General features: G+C 44.9%; 22 protein-coding genes and 1 other annotated feature. All 22 genes read right to left on the bottom strand.

Annotated elements, in window-relative coordinates; genetic code table 11:
- A partial coding sequence (locus tag M2444_RS25290; protein WP_280788317.1) for a LysM peptidoglycan-binding domain-containing protein occupies window positions 1–1,181 on the bottom strand: 1,181 nt, incomplete at its 3' end.
- A gap of 324 nt (window positions 1,182–1,505) precedes the next feature.
- A complete protein-coding gene (gene ilvE / locus M2444_RS25285; protein ID WP_280788316.1) occupies window positions 1,506–2,387 on the bottom strand; it encodes a branched-chain-amino-acid transaminase in 882 nt (293 codons plus the stop codon).
- 4 nt (window positions 2,388–2,391) lie between these two features.
- A complete protein-coding gene (gene pheA, locus M2444_RS25280; RefSeq protein WP_094873197.1) occupies window positions 2,392–3,279 on the bottom strand; it encodes a prephenate dehydratase in 888 nt (295 codons plus the stop codon).
- Window positions 3,276–4,256, bottom strand: a complete 981-nt coding sequence (gene thrB, locus M2444_RS25275) for a homoserine kinase (RefSeq protein WP_094878820.1) — start codon at window positions 4,254–4,256, stop codon at window positions 3,276–3,278. The genes pheA and thrB overlap by 4 nt, the downstream gene beginning before the upstream one ends.
- Before the next feature lie 59 nt (window positions 4,257–4,315).
- Window positions 4,316–5,602, bottom strand: a complete 1,287-nt coding sequence (locus M2444_RS25270) for a homoserine dehydrogenase (protein ID WP_094873201.1) — start codon at window positions 5,600–5,602, stop codon at window positions 4,316–4,318.
- A 36-nt stretch (window positions 5,603–5,638) separates the two neighbouring features.
- Entirely contained in the window at window positions 5,639–6,076 is a 438-nt protein-coding gene (locus tag M2444_RS25265) for an ACT domain-containing protein (protein WP_060621882.1), read from the bottom strand.
- A gap of 158 nt (window positions 6,077–6,234) precedes the next feature.
- A complete protein-coding gene (locus M2444_RS25260) occupies window positions 6,235–7,050 on the bottom strand; it encodes a hypothetical protein (RefSeq protein WP_280788315.1) in 816 nt (271 codons plus the stop codon).
- Window positions 7,051–7,087: 37 nt separating this feature from the next.
- Window positions 7,088–7,867, bottom strand: a complete 780-nt coding sequence (locus M2444_RS25255; RefSeq protein ID WP_280788314.1) for a hypothetical protein — start codon at window positions 7,865–7,867, stop codon at window positions 7,088–7,090.
- A 54-nt stretch (window positions 7,868–7,921) separates the two neighbouring features.
- Window positions 7,922–8,692: a hypothetical protein gene (locus M2444_RS25250; RefSeq protein ID WP_280788313.1), complete on the bottom strand. Its 771-nt coding sequence runs from the start codon at window positions 8,690–8,692 to the stop codon at window positions 7,922–7,924.
- Between the two features lie 14 nt (window positions 8,693–8,706).
- On the bottom strand, window positions 8,707–9,453 hold the full coding sequence (locus M2444_RS25245; RefSeq protein WP_280788312.1) for a hypothetical protein: 747 nt from the start codon (window positions 9,451–9,453) through the stop codon (window positions 8,707–8,709).
- 11 nt (window positions 9,454–9,464) lie between these two features.
- Window positions 9,465–10,784 (bottom strand): SPFH domain-containing protein, encoded by a 1,320-nt coding sequence (locus M2444_RS25240; RefSeq protein WP_280788311.1) that lies wholly within the window; start codon window positions 10,782–10,784, stop codon window positions 9,465–9,467.
- A 310-nt stretch (window positions 10,785–11,094) separates the two neighbouring features.
- Window positions 11,095–12,405 (bottom strand): GTPase ObgE, encoded by a 1,311-nt coding sequence (gene obgE / locus M2444_RS25235; RefSeq protein WP_094878108.1) that lies wholly within the window; start codon window positions 12,403–12,405, stop codon window positions 11,095–11,097.
- 15 nt (window positions 12,406–12,420) lie between these two features.
- Window positions 12,421–13,161 (bottom strand): Spo0B domain-containing protein, encoded by a 741-nt coding sequence (locus tag M2444_RS25230; RefSeq protein ID WP_094878109.1) that lies wholly within the window; start codon window positions 13,159–13,161, stop codon window positions 12,421–12,423.
- Between the two features lie 282 nt (window positions 13,162–13,443).
- Window positions 13,444–13,755, bottom strand: coding sequence for a 50S ribosomal protein L27 (gene rpmA, locus M2444_RS25225; RefSeq protein WP_042130564.1), 312 nt, complete (start codon window positions 13,753–13,755; stop codon window positions 13,444–13,446).
- Between the two features lie 17 nt (window positions 13,756–13,772).
- Window positions 13,773–14,108: a ribosomal-processing cysteine protease Prp gene (locus M2444_RS25220; RefSeq protein ID WP_042130565.1), complete on the bottom strand. Its 336-nt coding sequence runs from the start codon at window positions 14,106–14,108 to the stop codon at window positions 13,773–13,775.
- Between the two features lie 13 nt (window positions 14,109–14,121).
- The gene (gene rplU, locus M2444_RS25215; protein ID WP_042130566.1) at window positions 14,122–14,433 is read right to left on the bottom strand and encodes a 50S ribosomal protein L21; all 312 of its coding nucleotides are present in this window, start codon (window positions 14,431–14,433) and stop codon (window positions 14,122–14,124) included.
- A gap of 14 nt (window positions 14,434–14,447) precedes the next feature.
- Window positions 14,448–14,533: a sequence feature (ribosomal protein L21 leader region), on the bottom strand.
- Window positions 14,466–14,615, bottom strand: coding sequence for a hypothetical protein (locus M2444_RS25210; RefSeq protein ID WP_280788310.1), 150 nt, complete (start codon window positions 14,613–14,615; stop codon window positions 14,466–14,468). It overlaps the preceding feature by 68 nt.
- A complete protein-coding gene (locus M2444_RS25205; protein ID WP_280788320.1) occupies window positions 14,596–15,837 on the bottom strand; it encodes an Rne/Rng family ribonuclease in 1,242 nt (413 codons plus the stop codon). Before M2444_RS25205 ends, M2444_RS25210 begins: the two co-directional genes overlap by 20 nt.
- A gap of 54 nt (window positions 15,838–15,891) precedes the next feature.
- Window positions 15,892–16,734, bottom strand: a complete 843-nt coding sequence (locus M2444_RS25200) for a site-2 protease family protein (RefSeq protein WP_094878110.1) — start codon at window positions 16,732–16,734, stop codon at window positions 15,892–15,894.
- Entirely contained in the window at window positions 16,727–17,590 is an 864-nt protein-coding gene (locus M2444_RS25195) for a M23 family metallopeptidase (RefSeq protein ID WP_280788309.1), read from the bottom strand. The genes M2444_RS25200 and M2444_RS25195 overlap by 8 nt, the downstream gene beginning before the upstream one ends.
- Window positions 17,591–17,766: 176 nt before the next feature.
- Window positions 17,767–18,561: a septum site-determining protein MinD gene (gene minD / locus M2444_RS25190; RefSeq protein WP_042130573.1), complete on the bottom strand. Its 795-nt coding sequence runs from the start codon at window positions 18,559–18,561 to the stop codon at window positions 17,767–17,769.
- Window positions 18,562–18,566: 5 nt separating this feature from the next.
- On the bottom strand, window positions 18,567–19,226 hold the full coding sequence (gene minC / locus M2444_RS25185; RefSeq protein WP_280788308.1) for a septum site-determining protein MinC: 660 nt from the start codon (window positions 19,224–19,226) through the stop codon (window positions 18,567–18,569).
- Window positions 19,227–19,274: the final 48 nt, after the last annotated feature.

The following is a 19,274-nucleotide window of genomic DNA, read 5'->3' as shown; positions in this document are numbered from 1 at the left end:
TCTGGACTCATCATATTAGGTGCAGCGTTCGGATTCCATTGTTCTGGACTCATCATATTAGGTGCAGCGTTCGGATTCCATTGTTCTGGACTCATCATATTAGGTGCAGCGTTCGGATTCCATTGTTCTGGACTCATCATATTAGGTGCAGCGTTCGGATTCCATTGTTCTGGACTCATGTTAGGTGAATACATATTTTCTGAATAGTTGTATGGAGACATGCACTCAGGTCCATATGACGCCGGTTGAACATAACTTGGTGCCCAATTCATATTCATATTAGGGCTATTTTGATAGGAATCATAGAGATAAGGATTTCCTCCTAGGCCTGGATATCCCATATTGTCACAAGAATCTGCCTTTTCCTCTTGGTAAGCCAATGGCTTCATCTCAGCTTTTGCTGCCTCATGATGAGCTACAGGCTCTTGATTTGGAACTGTAATCTGAACGAATAAGCTCTGCATTTCAATTTCTTGCACAGGAGCAACTTCCATCTGCATATTCGGCGCAGGATTTGGTGCAGCATTTTGAGTATTAATAGGGGCGATGTTCATTGATGGGTGTGGTGCAGAATTATACAAAGGTGAGACATTGGGCGATGATTTAGGTGCAGGTTTAGTTTCCGCTTTAGCTTCGGGTTTATTTTCTGCTTTTGCCTCAGGCTTATTTTCTGCTTTTGCTTCCGGTTTAGTTTCTGGTTTGACCTCTGGTTTAGTTTCCGGTTTTGGTGCAGGAACTACTTCAGCAACTGGCTGTTCTTTTGGACCCGTATATTCCTTCCCGCCAACTTGTGTTTTCTCAGAAGCATTAGAAGGCATGTAGCCTGGCTGTACGGGTGAAGCGTTTGATGTTTTTTTAGGAATGTTGACTACTTCTCCTAACATCAATACATTCGGATTCTTTAGCTGGGGGTTTGCTTCAACCATATCCTTTAAGGGGATTCCCCACGCCTTAGATAATTTCCATAAGGTATCTCCTTGTTTGACTGTATGCTTGTAGTAAACTTCACTGTTATCCGGTACGGATACAGGAGCCGTAGGTATTTTTACTTTTTCACCAAGTGCCAGCACATTCGGATTACTGATCTGTGGATTAGCTTCAATAATTTTTTGTAACGGCACTCCGTACTTTTGCGATAATGCATACAGACTATCGCCTTGTTTGACAATGTGTATTTTCACGTAGCATTAACCTCCTAAAAGTTTTGTGGAGTATTGCTTTCTTACAGCTACACAGCAAAACTGGCTTTGAAAGCAAACACCCTTTGGATGGAACATTGCTCTCTTACAAAGTTATATGCGGTACAGCCGCCTCCTTCGTTACTACATCTTATGCAGCCCATGGGCGAATGACATCCCTGAAATAAAAAAAATCCTTTCATGAGACATGAAAAGATTTACCAGAGACCTCCGGCCATCTTCTTCATATGCATGAAAGGATATCTAATGCCTATTCAATACTCATTACACGACTAGCACGTAAAGAGCACATTGTACGATTAACTGTTATTCCCAAACCTTGTAGCCATCTTTGTCAACAACGTTGCGGAACTCTTCAAGTAATTTCAAAGTGATTGGACCCGCTTGTCCTTCGCCAATGATTCGGCCGTCAATTTCACGCGCAGCAATAACTTCAGCAGCAGTACCTGTGAAGAATACCTCGTCCGCTATGTAAACATCATGCATAGTGAACGGTTCTTCTTTTAGCTTAATACCCAATTTCTCACATAACTCGATGATCGCCAGACGTGTGATTCCTTCAAGCGCTCCCAAATAGCAAGGAGGAGTGAAGACCACACCATGTTTGATAATGAAAATATTATCGCCAGATCCCTCAGTAACATATCCTTGGGCATTCATCATAATCGCTTCATCGGCTTCTGCCAGATTGGATTGAATTTTCACTAGAATATTATTGAGATAGTTAAGCGATTTAATCTTCGGATTCAGTGCATCCGGAATATTACGACGTTGGGATACAGAAACAGCACGAAGCCCGTTGATGTACGCTTCTTCTGGGTAAATAGCCAGTTGTTCAACGATAATGATTACGCTGGCTTTAGGACAACGACGTGGGTCAAGACCCAAGTTACCAGGACCACGGGATACGATCAGTCGAATATAGCCGTTACGCATGTCGTTAAGGCGAATCGTTTCAGCCATAGCTTCCAGCATCTCGTCATAAGTGAGCGGAATGTCCAGCATGATCGACTTCGCCGAATCATATAGTCTGTCCAAATGCTCTTTACATTTAAAAATATTACCGTTGTAGATACGAATACCTTCGAATATGCCGTCTCCATACAAAAAACCGTGATCAAAAACGGATACCTTTGCATTTTCCTTAGTTACGTGTTGTCCATCCAGATAGATCCATTGTTCAGCCATGAATTTACTGCACCTCCGCTTTCTCTTCCTCATAGGTGTATGTGGGATACGAGCCCAGAATCCGAACCTGACAGCCTAAAGCGCTAATCTCTTCAATCGCTCCTGGCAGCAGGACTGATTCTATCGGTTCCAGCACATCAATATAAAAATAATAAGTACCCAACTTCTTTTTCGTTGGTCGTGATTCAATACGCGATAAATTCAGCTTCCGCCAAGAAAAGGCAGCGAGGACCTGATGTAAAGCACCTGGAAAATCCTCCGGCAACGTTACAAGGACACTCGTCTTTACCCCATTGCTGCTCCGTGGAAGATCTGCCTTCTGCGGGCCAACAAGAACAAATCGTGTGTAGTTGTTATTGTGATCTGTAACTTTCCGATCTACAATCTCTAGCCCATGAGTAGCAGCGCCAAGAGCCGTACCTATTGCAGCCCAGCCCTTGCCAGGATTGTTCTTAACGATTTCGACAGCTTCCGAGGTACTTCCGACCGACTCCAGTTCAGCCCAAGGTGCATGCTTCCGAACAAATTGCATGCATTGTGCCATGGCAACCGGATGCGAAAGGATTTTTTTCATTCTAGTGAAATCCTTATTCCCGTCAGCATCTCTGAATTCCAGCGGGTGACCGATGAGATTCTGTATCGAAGGAAAGATCCATTCAGCCTGCATAGGCAGATCGACCTCATTAATGAGCCAATCAATATGTAGACTAACTGAGCCTTCAATCGTGTTCTCAATCGGGATAACGCTGTAGTCAGTGGCGCCACCAGCCGTTGAGAGAAAGACATCGGAAATTAACTTGTGATGCACAATATTCACAGGTTCACCTTTAAACAAATGCAGCAGCGCTTCGTGAGATACCGAGCCCTGCGGCAATACCGCTATTGATTTCATAACCGTACTTCTCCTTTTATCATATCCAAAAATGAAACGTTTTGCATCTCGTTTCTTTCAAGAAGCTTTGATGTAACACCTGAAGTACAAGGCATAAGCCAGCAAGTCTGAGCAGAGATGCCGTGTTCTTGCATCGTATTTATCAGGAAATCCTCAAGCTCTTGCTTACGAGTCTCATGGCGATCAACTAAACACAGCAGGGTAGGACCGGCACCGCTAAGTGCGATTCCTAAAGCACCGTGGTTAGGCGCTTCCGCGAGCAGCTTCTCCATGCCTGGAATAAGTGCTGCTCGATAGGGCTGATGCAGACGATCCTGCATCGCTCTGCTGATCAGGTCAAGCCGACCTGATGCAAAGGAGGCTGTCATTAAAGAGGTTCTGCTGATGTTGTACACAGCATCACTAACTGAGATTTCTGTTGGAAGCACTCCCCGTGCTTTTGTGGTTTCCAGCTCGAATTCAGGAATAACCACTAGAACCTCTAGATCTTGTGGAGGTTCTAGGCGAACGTAATCCGCATGATCACCGTCCCACACTGCGGTAATGATGCCACCAAACAAGGAAGCCCCCACATTGTCGGGATGCTTCTCAAGCTGGGTAGCCATATCAAACAGCTTGGCATCATCCAGTGGAGAACCGATCATCGTATTAGCAGCGACCATACCCCCAATGATGGCTGAAGCACTGCTGCCGAGCCCACGTGTAAGCGGAATCTCAGAGTACATCGATATAGATATTTCAGGCACCGTAACGCCTGCCTCTGCAAATACCATTTGAGCGACCTTATAGAGTAAATTACTCTTATCCTGAGCCACTCCCTTCATCTCATCACCATAAAGATGAAAAACAGTCTCCTCGGCTTCCTCCATCTCAATCCAGGCATACAGCGGCAAAGCCATGCCGAGAGTATCGAAGCCCGGACCAAGATTAGCTGTACTAGCAGGTACTTTAACCCTTGCTACTCCATAAGTACTCATAACAGGTGCAATCTCCTTACTCATTGTTTAAATATAAAAAGTATACCCTAGCTACAGTTCTAGCCTTCTACACGATAATGGCTCTTGATCCGGTGGATGACTTTCAGTTCCTTAAAGTGACGCAGCACTTTGTTCATACTCGCTTTACTCGCATTATGAGTAACAATAATAATTTCCGCGTCAGGATTATTTGGATTGGCTTGCTGAACTACCGAATCCAGACTCACATCGTACTCGGCAAACACTTGAGTAATCTTGGCCAATACGCCTGCTTTATCGTCAACGTGCAAAAGAAGGAAGTTCTTATAAAAAATATCCTCATCACTCTTAAGCTTTTTCTGCTTATAAGGTACGATCTGCTTCAATCCATTGACACCCAGCTTAAGGTTCTTGATAACAGCTACCAAATCAGCGACGACCGAGGTTGCAGTTGGCATAGCGCCCGCTCCCGCACCGTAGAACATAGTCTCTCCGACAGCTTCACCATAAACATACACTGCGTTGAACACACCATTAACGGAAGCCAATGGATGACTTGCCCGAATCAAGGTTGGCTGAACACTGATACTGAATGCTTCATCCTGACGTTCAGCGATGCCTACCAGCTTAATTTCGTAACCAAGACGCTTTGCAAAAGCGATATCGGCTTTACTCACTTCTGAAATCCCGCTCACACTGACATCATGAAGCTCTACGTTAGTGCGGAAACCTAAGGTTCCGAGAATCGCCATTTTGCGGGCAGCATCCAGCCCTTCAACATCGGAAGTTGGATCAGACTCTGCATAACCCAGATCCTGCGCTTCTTTTAACACATCACTATAGGATGCGCCTTCTTGACTCATTTTGGTTAGTATGTAATTAGTTGTTCCATTCACAATCCCTATAATCTTCATGATCTTATCGGAAGAAAAGCCTTCGATAAGCGTCCGAATAATCGGAATACCACCAGCAACACTAGCCTCATAAAAGACATCACATTGCTTTTCTTGTGCCTTAGCCAGAATCTCTGAACCATGCAGCGCCATCAAATCTTTGTTCGCAGTGACGATATGCTTACCGTGGTCCAAAGCTTCAAGAATATATTCCTTTGTTCCATCGATACCGCCCATCACTTCAACGATTACATCAATCTCAGGGTCACGAATAACCTCCCATGGATCCGTTGTTATTTTGGCAGGATCAACTTCAATATCACGTGGCTTATTGGAATTATTCACCGCTATACGCTCAATGAGTATTGGAGAGCCAACTTGACTGCTTAAATCCTCCTGATTTCCTTCCACGATACGAACTACACCTGTACCAACTGTTCCCAGACCCAGCAATCCTACTTTAACCGGCTTCATCTGTATCCTCCTAAAAGTTTTACGTATATAACTTCTCTATCCCTGTCCAACGATTAGGGCGCGCTTCACTCCCGGAATATCCTTCAGACTATCCAGCATCTCTCCGAGCTCCTCATTCAAATGTGAGATTTCCACGGAGATCACCACATTCGCTCGTCCTTGTAGCGGAATACTCTGATGAATCGTCAGCACGTTAGCCCCATGCCCCGCCACAGATCCCAGAACCTTGGAGAGCATCCCGGATTCATGTTCTAAATCCATAGAGATCGTAACAATTCGCTCACGTTCTAACTGATGGATCAGGTGAATGCCATCCTTGTATTTATAAAAAGCACTTCGGCTTAATCCTACCTGTTCTACACCTTCATGTACGGTCTTCGCATCCCCAGCTTCAAGTAATTGCTTCACCTGCATAGTCTTAAGTACGGCATCAGGTAATATGTCCTCCCGGACCAAATAATAGCGTTCTTTCACGAACGTCCTCACCTCAAAGACTTTTGTGTTTTCTTAGTGGACATTATATCGGAAAAGACTTATAAAATGCAATAACTTTATATGTATACTCTGAGGCCAGGCGGTTCGGTGCAGCAAAAGCCCCGGATTCCCCGGGGCAGCAGGCAATCGTATGTGCGCTAACTGTATGGAATCGTCGTCCCGCAATAATCACAGATCTTGTCCTGACCCGGCAGCACCCTATTCTTGGCACCACAGCTTGGGCAGCCTATGGACTTGGGCAGCTGTCGTGGGGATTTATCTTTGCTCCTAAGCGATGTTTGCTCCCAAGTTGTCTGCTGTTCAGAGGTACTTCTGCTCTGTGATTCTAGGGTGGACTGTGGCAGTGCTTGATCAGGATGCCCAAGATTCGACGGTTGATTATCTAGAAGCTTGACGCGTCCTTCATAATAAACAATATCCGGAGCAAGCATCCCCCAGTCTATTAAATATCGCAGGTCTCTACGTACATCCGCTTCACTTTCCTTAACTGTATCAGCTATATTTCCAATATGTCTTACATTATCCACGTTAATTAGCTTAAGGTAACTTTTACAGAGAAACTCAAATCGCCCATATACTAAGGTAGACTGCGAAGAGAAGTTACGGGCTGGAAGCACAAAGATCACATAAAGCATAACCAAGATAATCAATAATATGAACCACTTAAAATCACCTTTATACGTCATCAAAGCAAACAGGAGAGCAAGCTCCATAAAAGCTCCCATGAACACATGATACAGCAGCTTAAAATTAATTGATTTTCGCTCATTTTTGTAATGTGTAGTTGCAAATCGGATCATCGTCAATAGGAATCCAAGCGGTGCAAACAAATAAGCAATCCATATAATCAAACGATCAAATATCGTCCTATCGCGCTTGACTCGGTAGTGATGGTCATTCTCTGGTACTCGGACTAGCGGTGGACCCTCCGATTGTATTTTCAATTTGCTCATCTAAGTTGATCCCCCATTTCATGCAAGGCTGTCTGCATCAGCTGTACGCAATCGTTGTCCCGCAATATTCACATTCTTTGGACTGACCCGCAAGGACCTTGTTCTGCGCACCACACCCTTGGCAGAGAATATACTTTGTTGACTGTGGTTTAGGCTCTGATTGTGCCCTGTTCGGCTGCTGCTCTGTAATGTTCGAGCTGTTCACATCCCTTGAAGATCTTGTCTGTTCAGAATGAGTAAGCTTCGGCGGCAATTTCACAAACGGATTGGCTATTCGGCCTTCGTAATAAACGATATCTGGATCAAGCAGTCCCTGGTCTATTAAATATTCTAAATGCTTACGAACATCTGCTTCACTATAGCCACGAATATCAGACAGACTGCCGATATGCCTAATCCCATCCACAAGAATCAATGCGATGTAGTCATTGCAAAGATTGGTGAACCCTTCTTTCTTATTTTTGGCTTTAACTGAAAACTTGATGGCGGGAATCCTAAATAGTGCGTAGATCATTACTAATCTGATCAAGAGCGCAACATAGTCAATTTCGCCCATCATTTTAGCTACTACGAAATAAATACCCAGCGCTATAAAGGCGCCCATACAGGCATGATATAGCAGGTTATAATTACTTGCTTTGCGTTGAATCTTGGAATGTGTAGATAATGACCGAATGATCGCCAGGATCAACCCAAGTGGTGCAAGTACATAGGCGAGCACAATAATCGTATTGTCAAATGTTGTCCGCTCATATTCATGCTTATATATCGGTTTGCCTGTTGTTGGTGGCTGCCTTCGTATATCCAATTTACTCATCTTCTATCTCCCCTAGTTAAGTTATATCTACAATGCTCAGGGAGAACCTTGGCATTAACTGTACGATATCATTGTTCCACAATAATCACAGCTCTTTGACTGACTAGGCTGAACCGTGTTCTGTGCCCCGCAGCCCGGACAACGGATGGACTTAGGCAGCAGCGGTGAGGACTGCGGCTGAGAATGAATCTGCTGACCCGAAGCTTGGGCTCCGAAGCCTGATGCCCTTCCAGAATGTACAAGATTAGGTGCTGCCATGGACGGATCTGGCGTCTGGCGCCCCTCGGAAAGTACAATATCAATATCCAGTAATCCTTTATTCTTGAGATACTGGACATCTCTCCGTACATCGCTTTCGCTTTGACCTATCCGTTCAGATATACTGCCGACATATCGGATATTTTTATTCAGAATCAGCTCTATATAAGAAGTATTAAGCTTAGAAAGCGTATGTTTAGCTTTTGCTGTCACATTCGCAAGAATAAGTGCCGGAATCAAAAATATGACTGCAAGGAAAATCTGGATCGTTAACAATTCGGAAGTTCCAGTGTTTCCACTCATGGTATCCACAAACATTGCAATAGAGAGCTCAACAAATCCTCCGATAAATACATGCATGATCAGATTTAGATTGGTTGGTCTCCGATGATTTTTATAATGAGTTAGCATCAAACGTAACAATGCAAGAACGAGTCCAATGGGTGTGAATAGATAAGCTGCCGCAAGAATGAGATAATCAAACCCAGTCCGATCTAACTTAATTAGAGGAACCGCTGTACTCCCCGCTGGGCTCGGTGACGGCTCTTGTATGTTCAATCTGTTCATGTAGTTATTTCCTCCTATTTAAGGGCTGCTAATTCCCGATTCCGCCGTTCAAGTGTAGCCTTAATGCTGTCGGCCATTTCGTTGATTTCAGCTTGCCAGTTCTCATGTGGCTCATTTGTCATAAGCAGAAGCTTCACATGATCATGCAACAGGGCGATCTGCTGATTCATGATGTCCTCAGTAGCATACAAAGATGGATCTGATATAGGATCACTGAACTTGAATTGATCTCGTAAATTATTGAGCACTTTTATAAGCTGTTCAGTTTCGGGATTCTTCCAGCTGCTTGCCAGCGCACTGATCTCGTTTATTTCACTCTGATGCTGCCGAAAAGCTTGCATAGACCTCTGCCTTTGCTGTTCTTCACTTCCGGCATTCCATCCATAAATCCCGATCACAGCCAGCGTGATTCCACCCATTAAAAGAATCAGCAGTTGAACGGCAGCATACCACAGAGGAGACAGCTCCAGTAGCCAATCGAAGACAATAGCCGATGCGAATACTCCAGCCGCATAAATCCCCGTGATGAATGCACCGCTGAGAAGAACGGGTGAGGTCCGCTGCACACTACCTGCAGTACGGAGCCAAAAAATACAATAGCCATACACCACACTCTCCGCAAGCAGAACAGCAACTAGCGAAGTCAAGAATCGAAACAGTGATTCAGAGAAGCCTAACCCTATAAAGGAGAATACCGTTAGTATTATAGCAGCCACATAAATAATGGTGATGATACGAATATAGCTTTTGCCCTTGTTCATAACGTCCTCCTTCAGCCTGCTTTTGCTCCACACTCTGCACAAAATTTTTGTCCAGGATTCAGCTCATGCCCACAACCTCCGCATTTAATAACCAAGCTATCTCCACAGTGAGGGCAGAATTTCACCCCTGGCGATACCATTTCTCCACATTTACCACAGGCTTTAGGCATTTCTTTTCCACAAGAGACACAGGAAGATGCACCCTCAGGATTATCTGCTCCGCAGGTTGGACAAGCACGATAAGGATTGCCACAACCAGGACAGAACTTGGCTCCTGCTTTCAATTCATGTCCACATTCCAAACAATTGATCTTGTTTCCGGACGATGCGCTTTGCTGAATGCTCTCCAGAGCATGCCCACAGCCACTGCAGAACCTTCCTTCAACAGAATTCATAACCCCACACTTCGAACAGGAGCGCTCTTGGCGCACAACTGTATTCCCTGAATCAAAACTCATCCCTCGGGTCATACGATTCACCATATCCATAGCCGGTCCAGCGAACCCCATACCAAGTCCAAGCCCCATCCCGGTGTTCATCATGCCTACTCCAAGATTACCAGGATTACCTGCTGCTTTTTCCATCGTGTTAAAGCCACGCTCCTGCTGATAGTTGAAGCCGATAATATCCATTTCTGCTTTTTTAGCTAAAGCTTCCTTTAGTCGAATCGTTGCCGGATCATCATCAGGAATATTAATGGAATCAATATAGAAATTATTCAGCTCAAGTCCATTATCCAGAAAAGTTGATGCTAGCCGCCCCTGGATATGCTTTGAGATCTCTGCAACATAGGCATTAATCTCCAATATACTGATTTGCTTATGTACAAGGTAGGATGAGATCAGTTCATTTATATTCGACATAAGCAAGCCGCGGAAATAATTCACGAGCGTATCGTGATCAAACTGAGGAAGCGTTCCAACAAGCTGCAACAAAAATTTGCGCGGATTATCCACCTTTACACCAAACTGTCCGAAGGAACGAACAGAAATCATTATTTTGTATTTAGGATCCTGGAGTTGTAAAGGTGCGCTGGTTCCCCATTTAACATTCATCGAATTGGTCTTGTTCACATACCATACTTCTGCTGTGAACGGCGACTTCCCACCGAAAGGAAGGTTGACGATATTAGATAAAATAGGAATATTGGCGGTGCTCAGGGTGTGCCGCCCTGCCGTAAAGGAATCAAGCGCTTGTCCGCCCTTGAATAGGATCGCTTCCTGAGATTCATTAACGATTAGCTGAGTCCACGTCCCAAGCTCTTGGTTAGGATATTTCCATGCGAAAATCCCCGGAGGACCGTCGTACTTCACCACTTCTATAATTGCCATCTGCTATTCCCTCTTTCATCATCTATGATATATGAATAACGTATGCGTTCCCGGATGGGAAATTGTGTATTTCGATATTTATTGTATACGATATATATCGTGTTTTGGGTTCTTTTCATGAAAAAAATATACTCAATATGGAAACAAGTATAAGCGTCTTTGACGTCCTTATAAGGACGATAAGCGTTTAAGCGAGAAATATAAAACATATAGTATGGTGTGACTTATACTTTCTTATATTTAAAAAAAAGCGCGACTTGTGTCTTCCTTTACAGGAGAACACAAGTCGCGCTTTGTAATCAGCTAAATATTAATAGTAACTACTATTCTCTACGAACTCGAATTCGAACTCACCAATACGGACAATAGTCCCCTCTACAGCTCCACGTTTACGAAGCTCTGCATCTACACCCATATGTCGCAAAGTCCGGGCGAGCTTTAGAATCGCATCATGTGTGCTAAGCTGCATACGTTTCAACATTTTCTCGATACGAGGGCTGTTGACCACATATGTTTCATTATCACGTGTAATGGTGAATGTGTTATCATCTTCCGCTTCTAGCTTATAAACCTTACGTTCAGTTGTTCCTGATACTTCTTCAACGATCGGTGCCACTGGAATACTATCAAGAATATCCGTTGCACGATATAACAGTTCCTGAACACCCTGACGGGTAAGCGAGGAGATTGGCATAATCTCAAGATCCGGACGCAGCTCAGCTACGCGTTCTCGGAAAGAGATGAGATTCTCCTCTGACTCTGGCATATCCATTTTATTCGCAGCCACGATCTGAGGTCGATCAATTAGAGCCGCATTATATTGCTTCAGCTCGTCATTAATGAGAACCCAATCCTCGAAGGGATCACGCCCCTCTGAACCAGACATATCCACTACGTGAATAATGATCCGTGTACGTTCCACGTGACGTAGGAATTCATGACCAAGCCCTATGCCCTCACTAGCTCCCTCAATTAATCCTGGCAGATCTGCCATTACAAAGCTTCGTCCATCCCCAACATCCACTACACCTAAGTTCGGTGTAATCGTTGTGAAATGGTATGCACCAATCTTTGGTTGAGCTGCGGATACGACCGACAGTAGCGTAGATTTGCCCACACTCGGGAAGCCTACAAGTCCAACATCAGCCATAACCTTAAGTTCCATAACAATATACCGCTCTTGACCCTCTTCGCCGTTCTCTGCTAGCTCTGGAGCCTTATTAGCCGCTGTTGCAAAACGAGCATTCCCACGACCCCCACGACCCCCACGGGCAACAACAACTTGCTGACCATGACGAGTCAAATCGGCGATGATCTCTTGAGTATCATCGTCAATTAACATGGTTCCGGGTGGAATTCGCACGATCATATGATCAGCGTTCGCCCCGTGCTGACTTCTGTTACGTCCTTTAATTCCTTTGTCTGCTTTAAAATGGCGCTGATAACGGAAATCCATCAGCGTACGCAAGCCCTCATCTACGCGGAAGATAACGTCGCCACCACGGCCACCGTCACCACCTGCTGGGCCACCATCCGGTACATACTTTTCCCGACGAAACGCAACGATACCATCCCCGCCGTCTCCGCCCTTAACATAAATCTTAGCTTTATCTACGAACATTAATGTTCACCTTCCTCACATCTCAAGCGGCAAACGCAGCTCTACATAAGCCTTGCTGGGCTTAAACTGCTCCGCTTTCATGATTTTCCCTTGTACTATATTATAAATTTGCCCTTTGAGCTGCTCGGGATTGCCATGCTCTCCCTCACCTTCGAAGGAGATAAGAATGTCTCCTCCATCCTGAATAAAGCCAAGACGCAGCTTGCGCGTTTCACCCTGAGGAGCCAGTCCGTTATATTGATAAGCTCGTACGGTCTGCATGATCACTGAAGTCAGCTCATCTCCTGCTTCCCGGTTTAGCTTCTCCTCCAGTTGCAATCCTTCCTCCACTTGAACTTCCAGTTCCAGACTAGTCCGGTAAGTTCGGAAAGATTGGATATAGAAGACCAATGAAGGAATGCCCAGCTTAGCGATACGACTATCAAGCGCTATGCGTTCCTTTATTCTTTCCACACACTCCACGGATTTATCAGGCTTTCCAAGCTGAATATATCCGTAAAGAATCTGCAAATCATTCATCCAATCATGACGATGATGATTCAGTGTCCGAATCGCCGCCTGTTGCAGAGTGTTCTCTTGTATACGCAGTTCCCGTTCCCAATGACGCTGATTCCAAATCAAACTGAAAGCAACCGTTGCTGCTACCCAAATCCCAAGCAACAGGCACGTCAAAAGGGAGGTATGCCAATACACGAGTCCTAAAGGAAGCAATACGGATAACATGACTGCCCAGATTGCACTTTTCCAGGATTTCATTCTTTCTCCCCGTCCCTCAGTTCGCAAAATTCATGACTTCGTTTAGATTATTACCCTCATCAATTACCAGTTCCTAGTATAACACAGCAGTTCCCTGTAGTTCACCAGAGATAACCGTGAGATTTCACATATGTCTAAGGATGTTTATGTTTTCTTAAAACTCTGAAGGTATACATTTCTAAAGTGCTCAAAGAGGTATCCATAAACGCTTCTGAATATTCTACAAAAAAGCCTCCGGCACTCATGCCGGAGGCTTCTACATGCAAATATGGTTCCGTAAGCTTACGCTTCCAGTGCCGCTGCTACCGGAGCGACATCAACTGGGTATACGCTCACTTTTTTGCGATCGCGGCCCCAACGTTCGAACTTCACTACGCCATCCACCAATGCGAACAACGTATCATCTTTACCGATGCCTACGTTAGTGCCTGGGTGAATTTTTGTTCCGCGTTGACGAACCAAGATGTTACCGCCGGTTACTGCTTGACCGTCAGCACGTTTCACGCCAAGACGTTTGGAATGGGAATCCCGTCCGTTTTTTGTGGAACCTACACCTTTTTTCGATGCGAACAATTGAAGATTCAATTTCAACATGTTGTCAACCTCCTTCTTTAAATATTCACTTGCTCTATTTGAAGATACTTTCCGTATGATTCTGCGATATCATTTAGCATCACGACCATGGATTCAAGCAGCAATTGCACCTTCGCGGAAGTATCGAAATCATCAATGGAACTTAATGTTCCACTTAGGAATCCGTTCTTCATGGACGTATCCATGGAGATTCCGGTCAAAGTCTCAATCGAATTGACGGTTCCAACCGTTACGGCCGAAACTCCGGCACATACGATATCTTCGCCACGCTTGGCATAACCCGCGTGCCCTTTTACCTCAAAGCCAACGATAGTTCCTAGATCCGAAGATCGTGTAATCCGTACGTTAATCATTCCACGCACCTTCTTACGCTTGAATCTTCTCGATAGTTACTTTCGTGTACGGTTGACGATGGCCTTGTTTCTTGTGGTAGTTCTTCTTAGGTTTGTATTTGTAAACTACAACCTTAGCGCCTTTACCATGTTTCTCGACTTTAGCTGTTACAGACGCGCCGCTTACGAGCGGAGTTCCTGCAGTCAGACCACCTTCGTTAGAAACAGCCAATACACGGTCAAAAGTTACACTTGCGCCGTCTTCAGCTTCCAACTTCTCAATGAACAAAACATCGCCCTCTTGGACTTTGTATTGTTTACCGCCAGTTTCGATAATTGCATACATTTTACTTGCACCTCCTCATGTCTCAGACTCGCCTAGTCTAGGTGGCAGATTCCCGTGGGAACTGCACTTATGTACCCGATCGGAGCGGTTACAGCATGTGCAGGACCGAATGAATCAAACACATACTTGAAGATATTATCATACTTCTCGCCCATCGTCAACTCATTCCATCCATTCTCCAACTTTCCCAGTCCCTCCGCAGCACTGACAAAGGATAGGTGCGAAGCTGGCTGAATCATGTCTTGCCTTCTTCCGGGTCATCTCGAGGAGTCCAAGTCTTGTCCAACCGAGAATATGGGTTTTGGTTCGATCCTTGCAGATCACCTTCTCCAGCCGCTCGGTAACCATTTTACGGTGTATTTCTTCTTCCATATCAATAAAATCAACGATAATAATTCCACCCGTATCTCGTAAACGGATCAGACGACCTATTTCCTCTGCTGCAAGCAAATTCGTATTCGTCACCGTCTCTTCAAGCGATGCTCCTCCAATATATTGCGCGGTGTTTACGTCAATAACGGTGAGTGCCTCCGTCTCATCCCAGATCATTGTCGCTCCGCCCTCCAGCGTAATCTTGCGGCTGAAGCTCTTGTGCAGCTGTTCCTGCACCCCATAAGCTGTAAAAATGGACTCCGGTGCATTATATAAACTCACAGGCTTGTACCCATCAGGTGCCATGTCATCCAGAAATGCCTTGGCTTCCTTAACTGCAACTGGAGAATCTATAATCAACTGATCACGCTGTGGATTAAAAGCATCTCTTATAAAGCGCTGAACAATACTAAGATCACGATGCAATAGAGCTGGGGCTTCTGCAGTTTGTGCCCGACGTGTAATGTTATCCCATTGCGCACGTAAAAATGAAAGATCACCTTCCACTGCTTCATGCGGCTCATCCTGAGAGACGGTCCGCATAATAACCCCCTCTTCTTTCATTCTCAGACGTTCACCAATTCCTTTGAGCCGGCTACGTTCTGCATCGCGGCTTATTTTTTTGGATACCCCAACATAATCGGCAAAAGGCATGTACACCATCCAGCGACCGGGCAATGTATAATGGGTCGTTACACGCGCACCTTTGCCTCCACTAGGCTCTTTTCTTACTTGTACAACAATATCCTGACCCGGCTGCAAAAGCGTCTCTATAGAAGGCTTCACATCCGGCTGTCTATCCAAATGAGGGTGCAATACATCATCAACATATAAAAAAGCATTCTTCTTCTGTCCAATGTCAACAAAAGCAGCCTGCATACCTGGAAGTACGTTAATCACACGGCCTTTATAATAAGTTCCGACCAGCCCTTGCTGCTGATCGCGTTCAGCCGCGTACTCCACAAGCCTTCCGTTCTCCAGAAGAGCCATTCGGGTAATGTGCTGCGTGCAGTGAACGATCATCTGTTTCATGGCTTCACCTCTGGTTTCGTTCATTCATCCCTTCTCACGTTCTGCATAATTACACTACATTCCGAAGTAGGTAGATATTAAGCGCTGTTCCGGCACAACAGCAACAACATTTCCTTCGCCGTTTAATACATAGATAAAATGATATTGATTACGTTTAAATAGACGCAATATAGCATCTAAAGGTTTCGCAGATAAGGCAACAATTGGACGAGCCACACTTCCTGTCCGCAAATGATACTCATAAACTGCCTCCCTATTCATCAAAAATGCAACGAATCGGTACGGTAAATTCCGATGATCCGTGAGATTTGAATACAGTAAAAAAGCACCGATCATAACCATATTCAGCCTCAAGCCTCCGCCCGTTCCAAGAGGCAGTAGCGCATAAACAATCACAAAAATGCTTGCAGCAACGCTCACTCGCCCGCACCATAGCAAAGTATAATAATAAGGAAGAAATAAACTAACTGTAGCCTGAAGTACTTTGCCTCCGTCAAGTGGCAGAACAGGCAAAAGATTAAAGAGCGCAATAATGGCATTGGCATTTATGAAATAGATTAAAAATTCCTGATTACCATAACCTGCTTGCTGAAGCCCAAGAGCCATAACAATCATGATTCCATTTTGCAGCGGACCGGCAAGTGCAATGCCAATCTCACGACTAGCGGTGAGCCGCCCATGATCCTCAATCACCGCAACTCCGCCAAACGGAAGAAGCTGAACCGATTTAACTGTAACGCCAACTAAAAGGGCAGCCACCACATGTCCTATTTCATGAATGAGGACGATCGTAAATAAAGTAATGAGCTCCAGAAATTGTCCTGTGAGTACAGAAAACAACATAATGATTACGAATAATGGATGTAGTGACAGATCGATCCCTAAGATCCTAATCAAACGATACCACTTCTGTAGGATCAATATAAGTCTTGTCTTTCATCACTGCAAAAAATAGCGTTGGAGTTGAGGAGCCCTCTTTCTCCAGCATCCACCCAAGTTCATCTCCATTCTGAATCCAGTCATCAATCTCCAGTTTAGTGCCATTTAAATGTCCGTATTCTGCTGTTATTCCTCCAGAATGTTGAACCGCAATCCGTATGCCACCATTCAATTCTTTGGAGATAGAAAGAACACGTCCCATGTCTATACTCTTCACCGTCACATTTGAGGTTGAATCGAGTTGAGGCATAATTTCTACACCTTTTAGCGTGGAAGCAAATGGCTCCACAATGCTTCCAGCTACCGGAGCACTAAGCTCATGTTGGGCTGCTGCCTTTTGAGCAGGTTCGTCTTTGTCACCAAATATCGGTATGAACGCCGGTGCACCATTAAAATTGTCCTCATACCAGACCCGCACTGCTGTGAAATCCATATCATTACTCAAGTTATCACTAATAAAGGCTTGGACTTTATAGGACCATGGCTGGTGAACTGCAAAAACTCCCCACACCGCTCCAAACACAAGCACACTGGCTATAACCCTTCGAATAAAACCGGAAGAAAATTTAGAACCTCCTCCTCCTGGTTCCTCCCAGCCCCCACGTCTCTCTTTCCACATCACTTCTGGATCAGGCTCTATAGATGATTGCTCCTCATTCCGCTTAAATCCCGTACCCCACTCCTTGAAGCTCGTACTCTTTTCAGGCATAACGAGTAACGGAGGCACCTCCGCGGTTTCTATATCCGGGATTTCCTCCAGCAAACTACGAATACGCTCCTTGCGGCGATTCTTGATATCTGATTTGAGATCCATATTTATCCCTCCGGACGGGCTTGTTTTACTTCCATTTTATGAAGCACGGAAGTCTCTTTAGAACAAGCCCACCCAGGGTAGAGCACTTAATTGCCAATAAAAAATAAATCCCACCCATAGATTTCTCTAGTGGTGGGATCGTTAATGCTTCTATAGTAAGATTGCTTGGTGCAAAATTAAGCCATACCGAAAAATTTCTTAAATTTCTTAAATGCTCCCGGTTTCCGATCAAGCTGCATTAGCGGCACAGCATCACCTAAAATTCGACGTGCAATATTGCGGTAGGCAATAGCTGCTGACGAATCGGGATTCATAACTGTAGGCTCTCCACTATTTGCGGCTTTAATGACCAGTTCATCATCTGGAACAATTCCGATAAGATCAATATTCAGCACCTGTAAAATATCCTCAATATCAAGCATATCCCCAGACTTTACAAGACCTGGGCGAATACGATTTACCACCAGCTTTGGCGATTCCACATGCGACTGTTCAAGCAGTCCGATAATACGATCGGCATCCCGCACAGCAGCATGCTCTGGTGTGGTAACCACGATCGCTTTATCCGCACCGGCTATCGCATTGCGGAAGCCATGTTCAATCCCTGCTGGACAATCAATCAAAATATATTCATATTCCTTCTTCAGTTCCAGAATAATATCTTTTACTTGTTCAGGAGTGACGGACGTTTTATCCTTCGTTTGAGCTGCGGGCAACATATACAACTCATCAAAGCGTTTGTCTTTAACGAGTGCTTGATTTAGGCGACAACGCCCCTCCGCTACATCCACAAGATCATAAATAATACGATTCTCAAGCCCCATTACTACATCCAGATTACGCAGTCCAATGTCGGTATCGACGAGACATACTTTTTTACCCTGCAGTGCAAGTGCGGTTCCAATATTGGCTGTTGTGGTTGTTTTGCCAACTCCGCCTTTGCCCGAGGTTACGACTATCGCTTCTCCCATGGAGGCTACACCCCTTTAAACACATTTAAATCCTGACGTACTTTGACTAAATTATGAATTTTATCGATTTGCATAGCTCCGTTCGTTAAATATGCAAACTCCATACTGCTTTCTCGGGTTTCCCACTCATCGGGAGGACGACTGATAATATCAGCAATTCGCAGTTGTGTTGGAGACATTAATGAAGCAGCGATAATTGCCTCTTCATTTCCATCTACTCCAGCATGCGCCATACCTCTAAGTGATCCTAGAATATAGATATCGCCTGAACAGGTTATGGTTCCTCCTGGGTTCACATCCCCCAGATATAAAAGATTTCCATCATGGTGCAGCACCTGGCCGGAACGAAGAATCCCGCTCATTAGAAACAACGCGTCATTATCCTCACTGCCGGGCACTGGAAGCGCCTCTATGGAACGAATCAGTAGATTTCCCTGTCCCTTCAGAATCTCCAGCACAGCTTCCTTATCTTCCTCAGTTACGGCACGATTGCCCAGCTTAATATCTACATGGACAATCGGTCCAGTCAAAATATTTTGATGGCTGTGCTCCAGCTTATAGCGAAGCTCGCTCAGAAGATCTTCGAAGGGACACTTGTCGTCTAGCAGGAATATCAGGCCATCCTTGATGCCCTTAATCCTTACATGCTTGGGTTTTACTGTCATATGCCTGGCCCCCTATCCTCATTCATTCGTGCCGGGCCCCTTAAATTC

Source organism: Paenibacillus sp. PastF-3, from assembly GCF_029893135.1.
In the GTDB taxonomy this organism is placed as follows: domain Bacteria; phylum Bacillota; class Bacilli; order Paenibacillales; family Paenibacillaceae; genus Paenibacillus_AQ; species Paenibacillus_AQ nitricinens.
The sequence above is the reverse complement of the archived record's forward strand: the minus strand, read 5'-3'. Positions and strand labels throughout refer to the sequence as shown.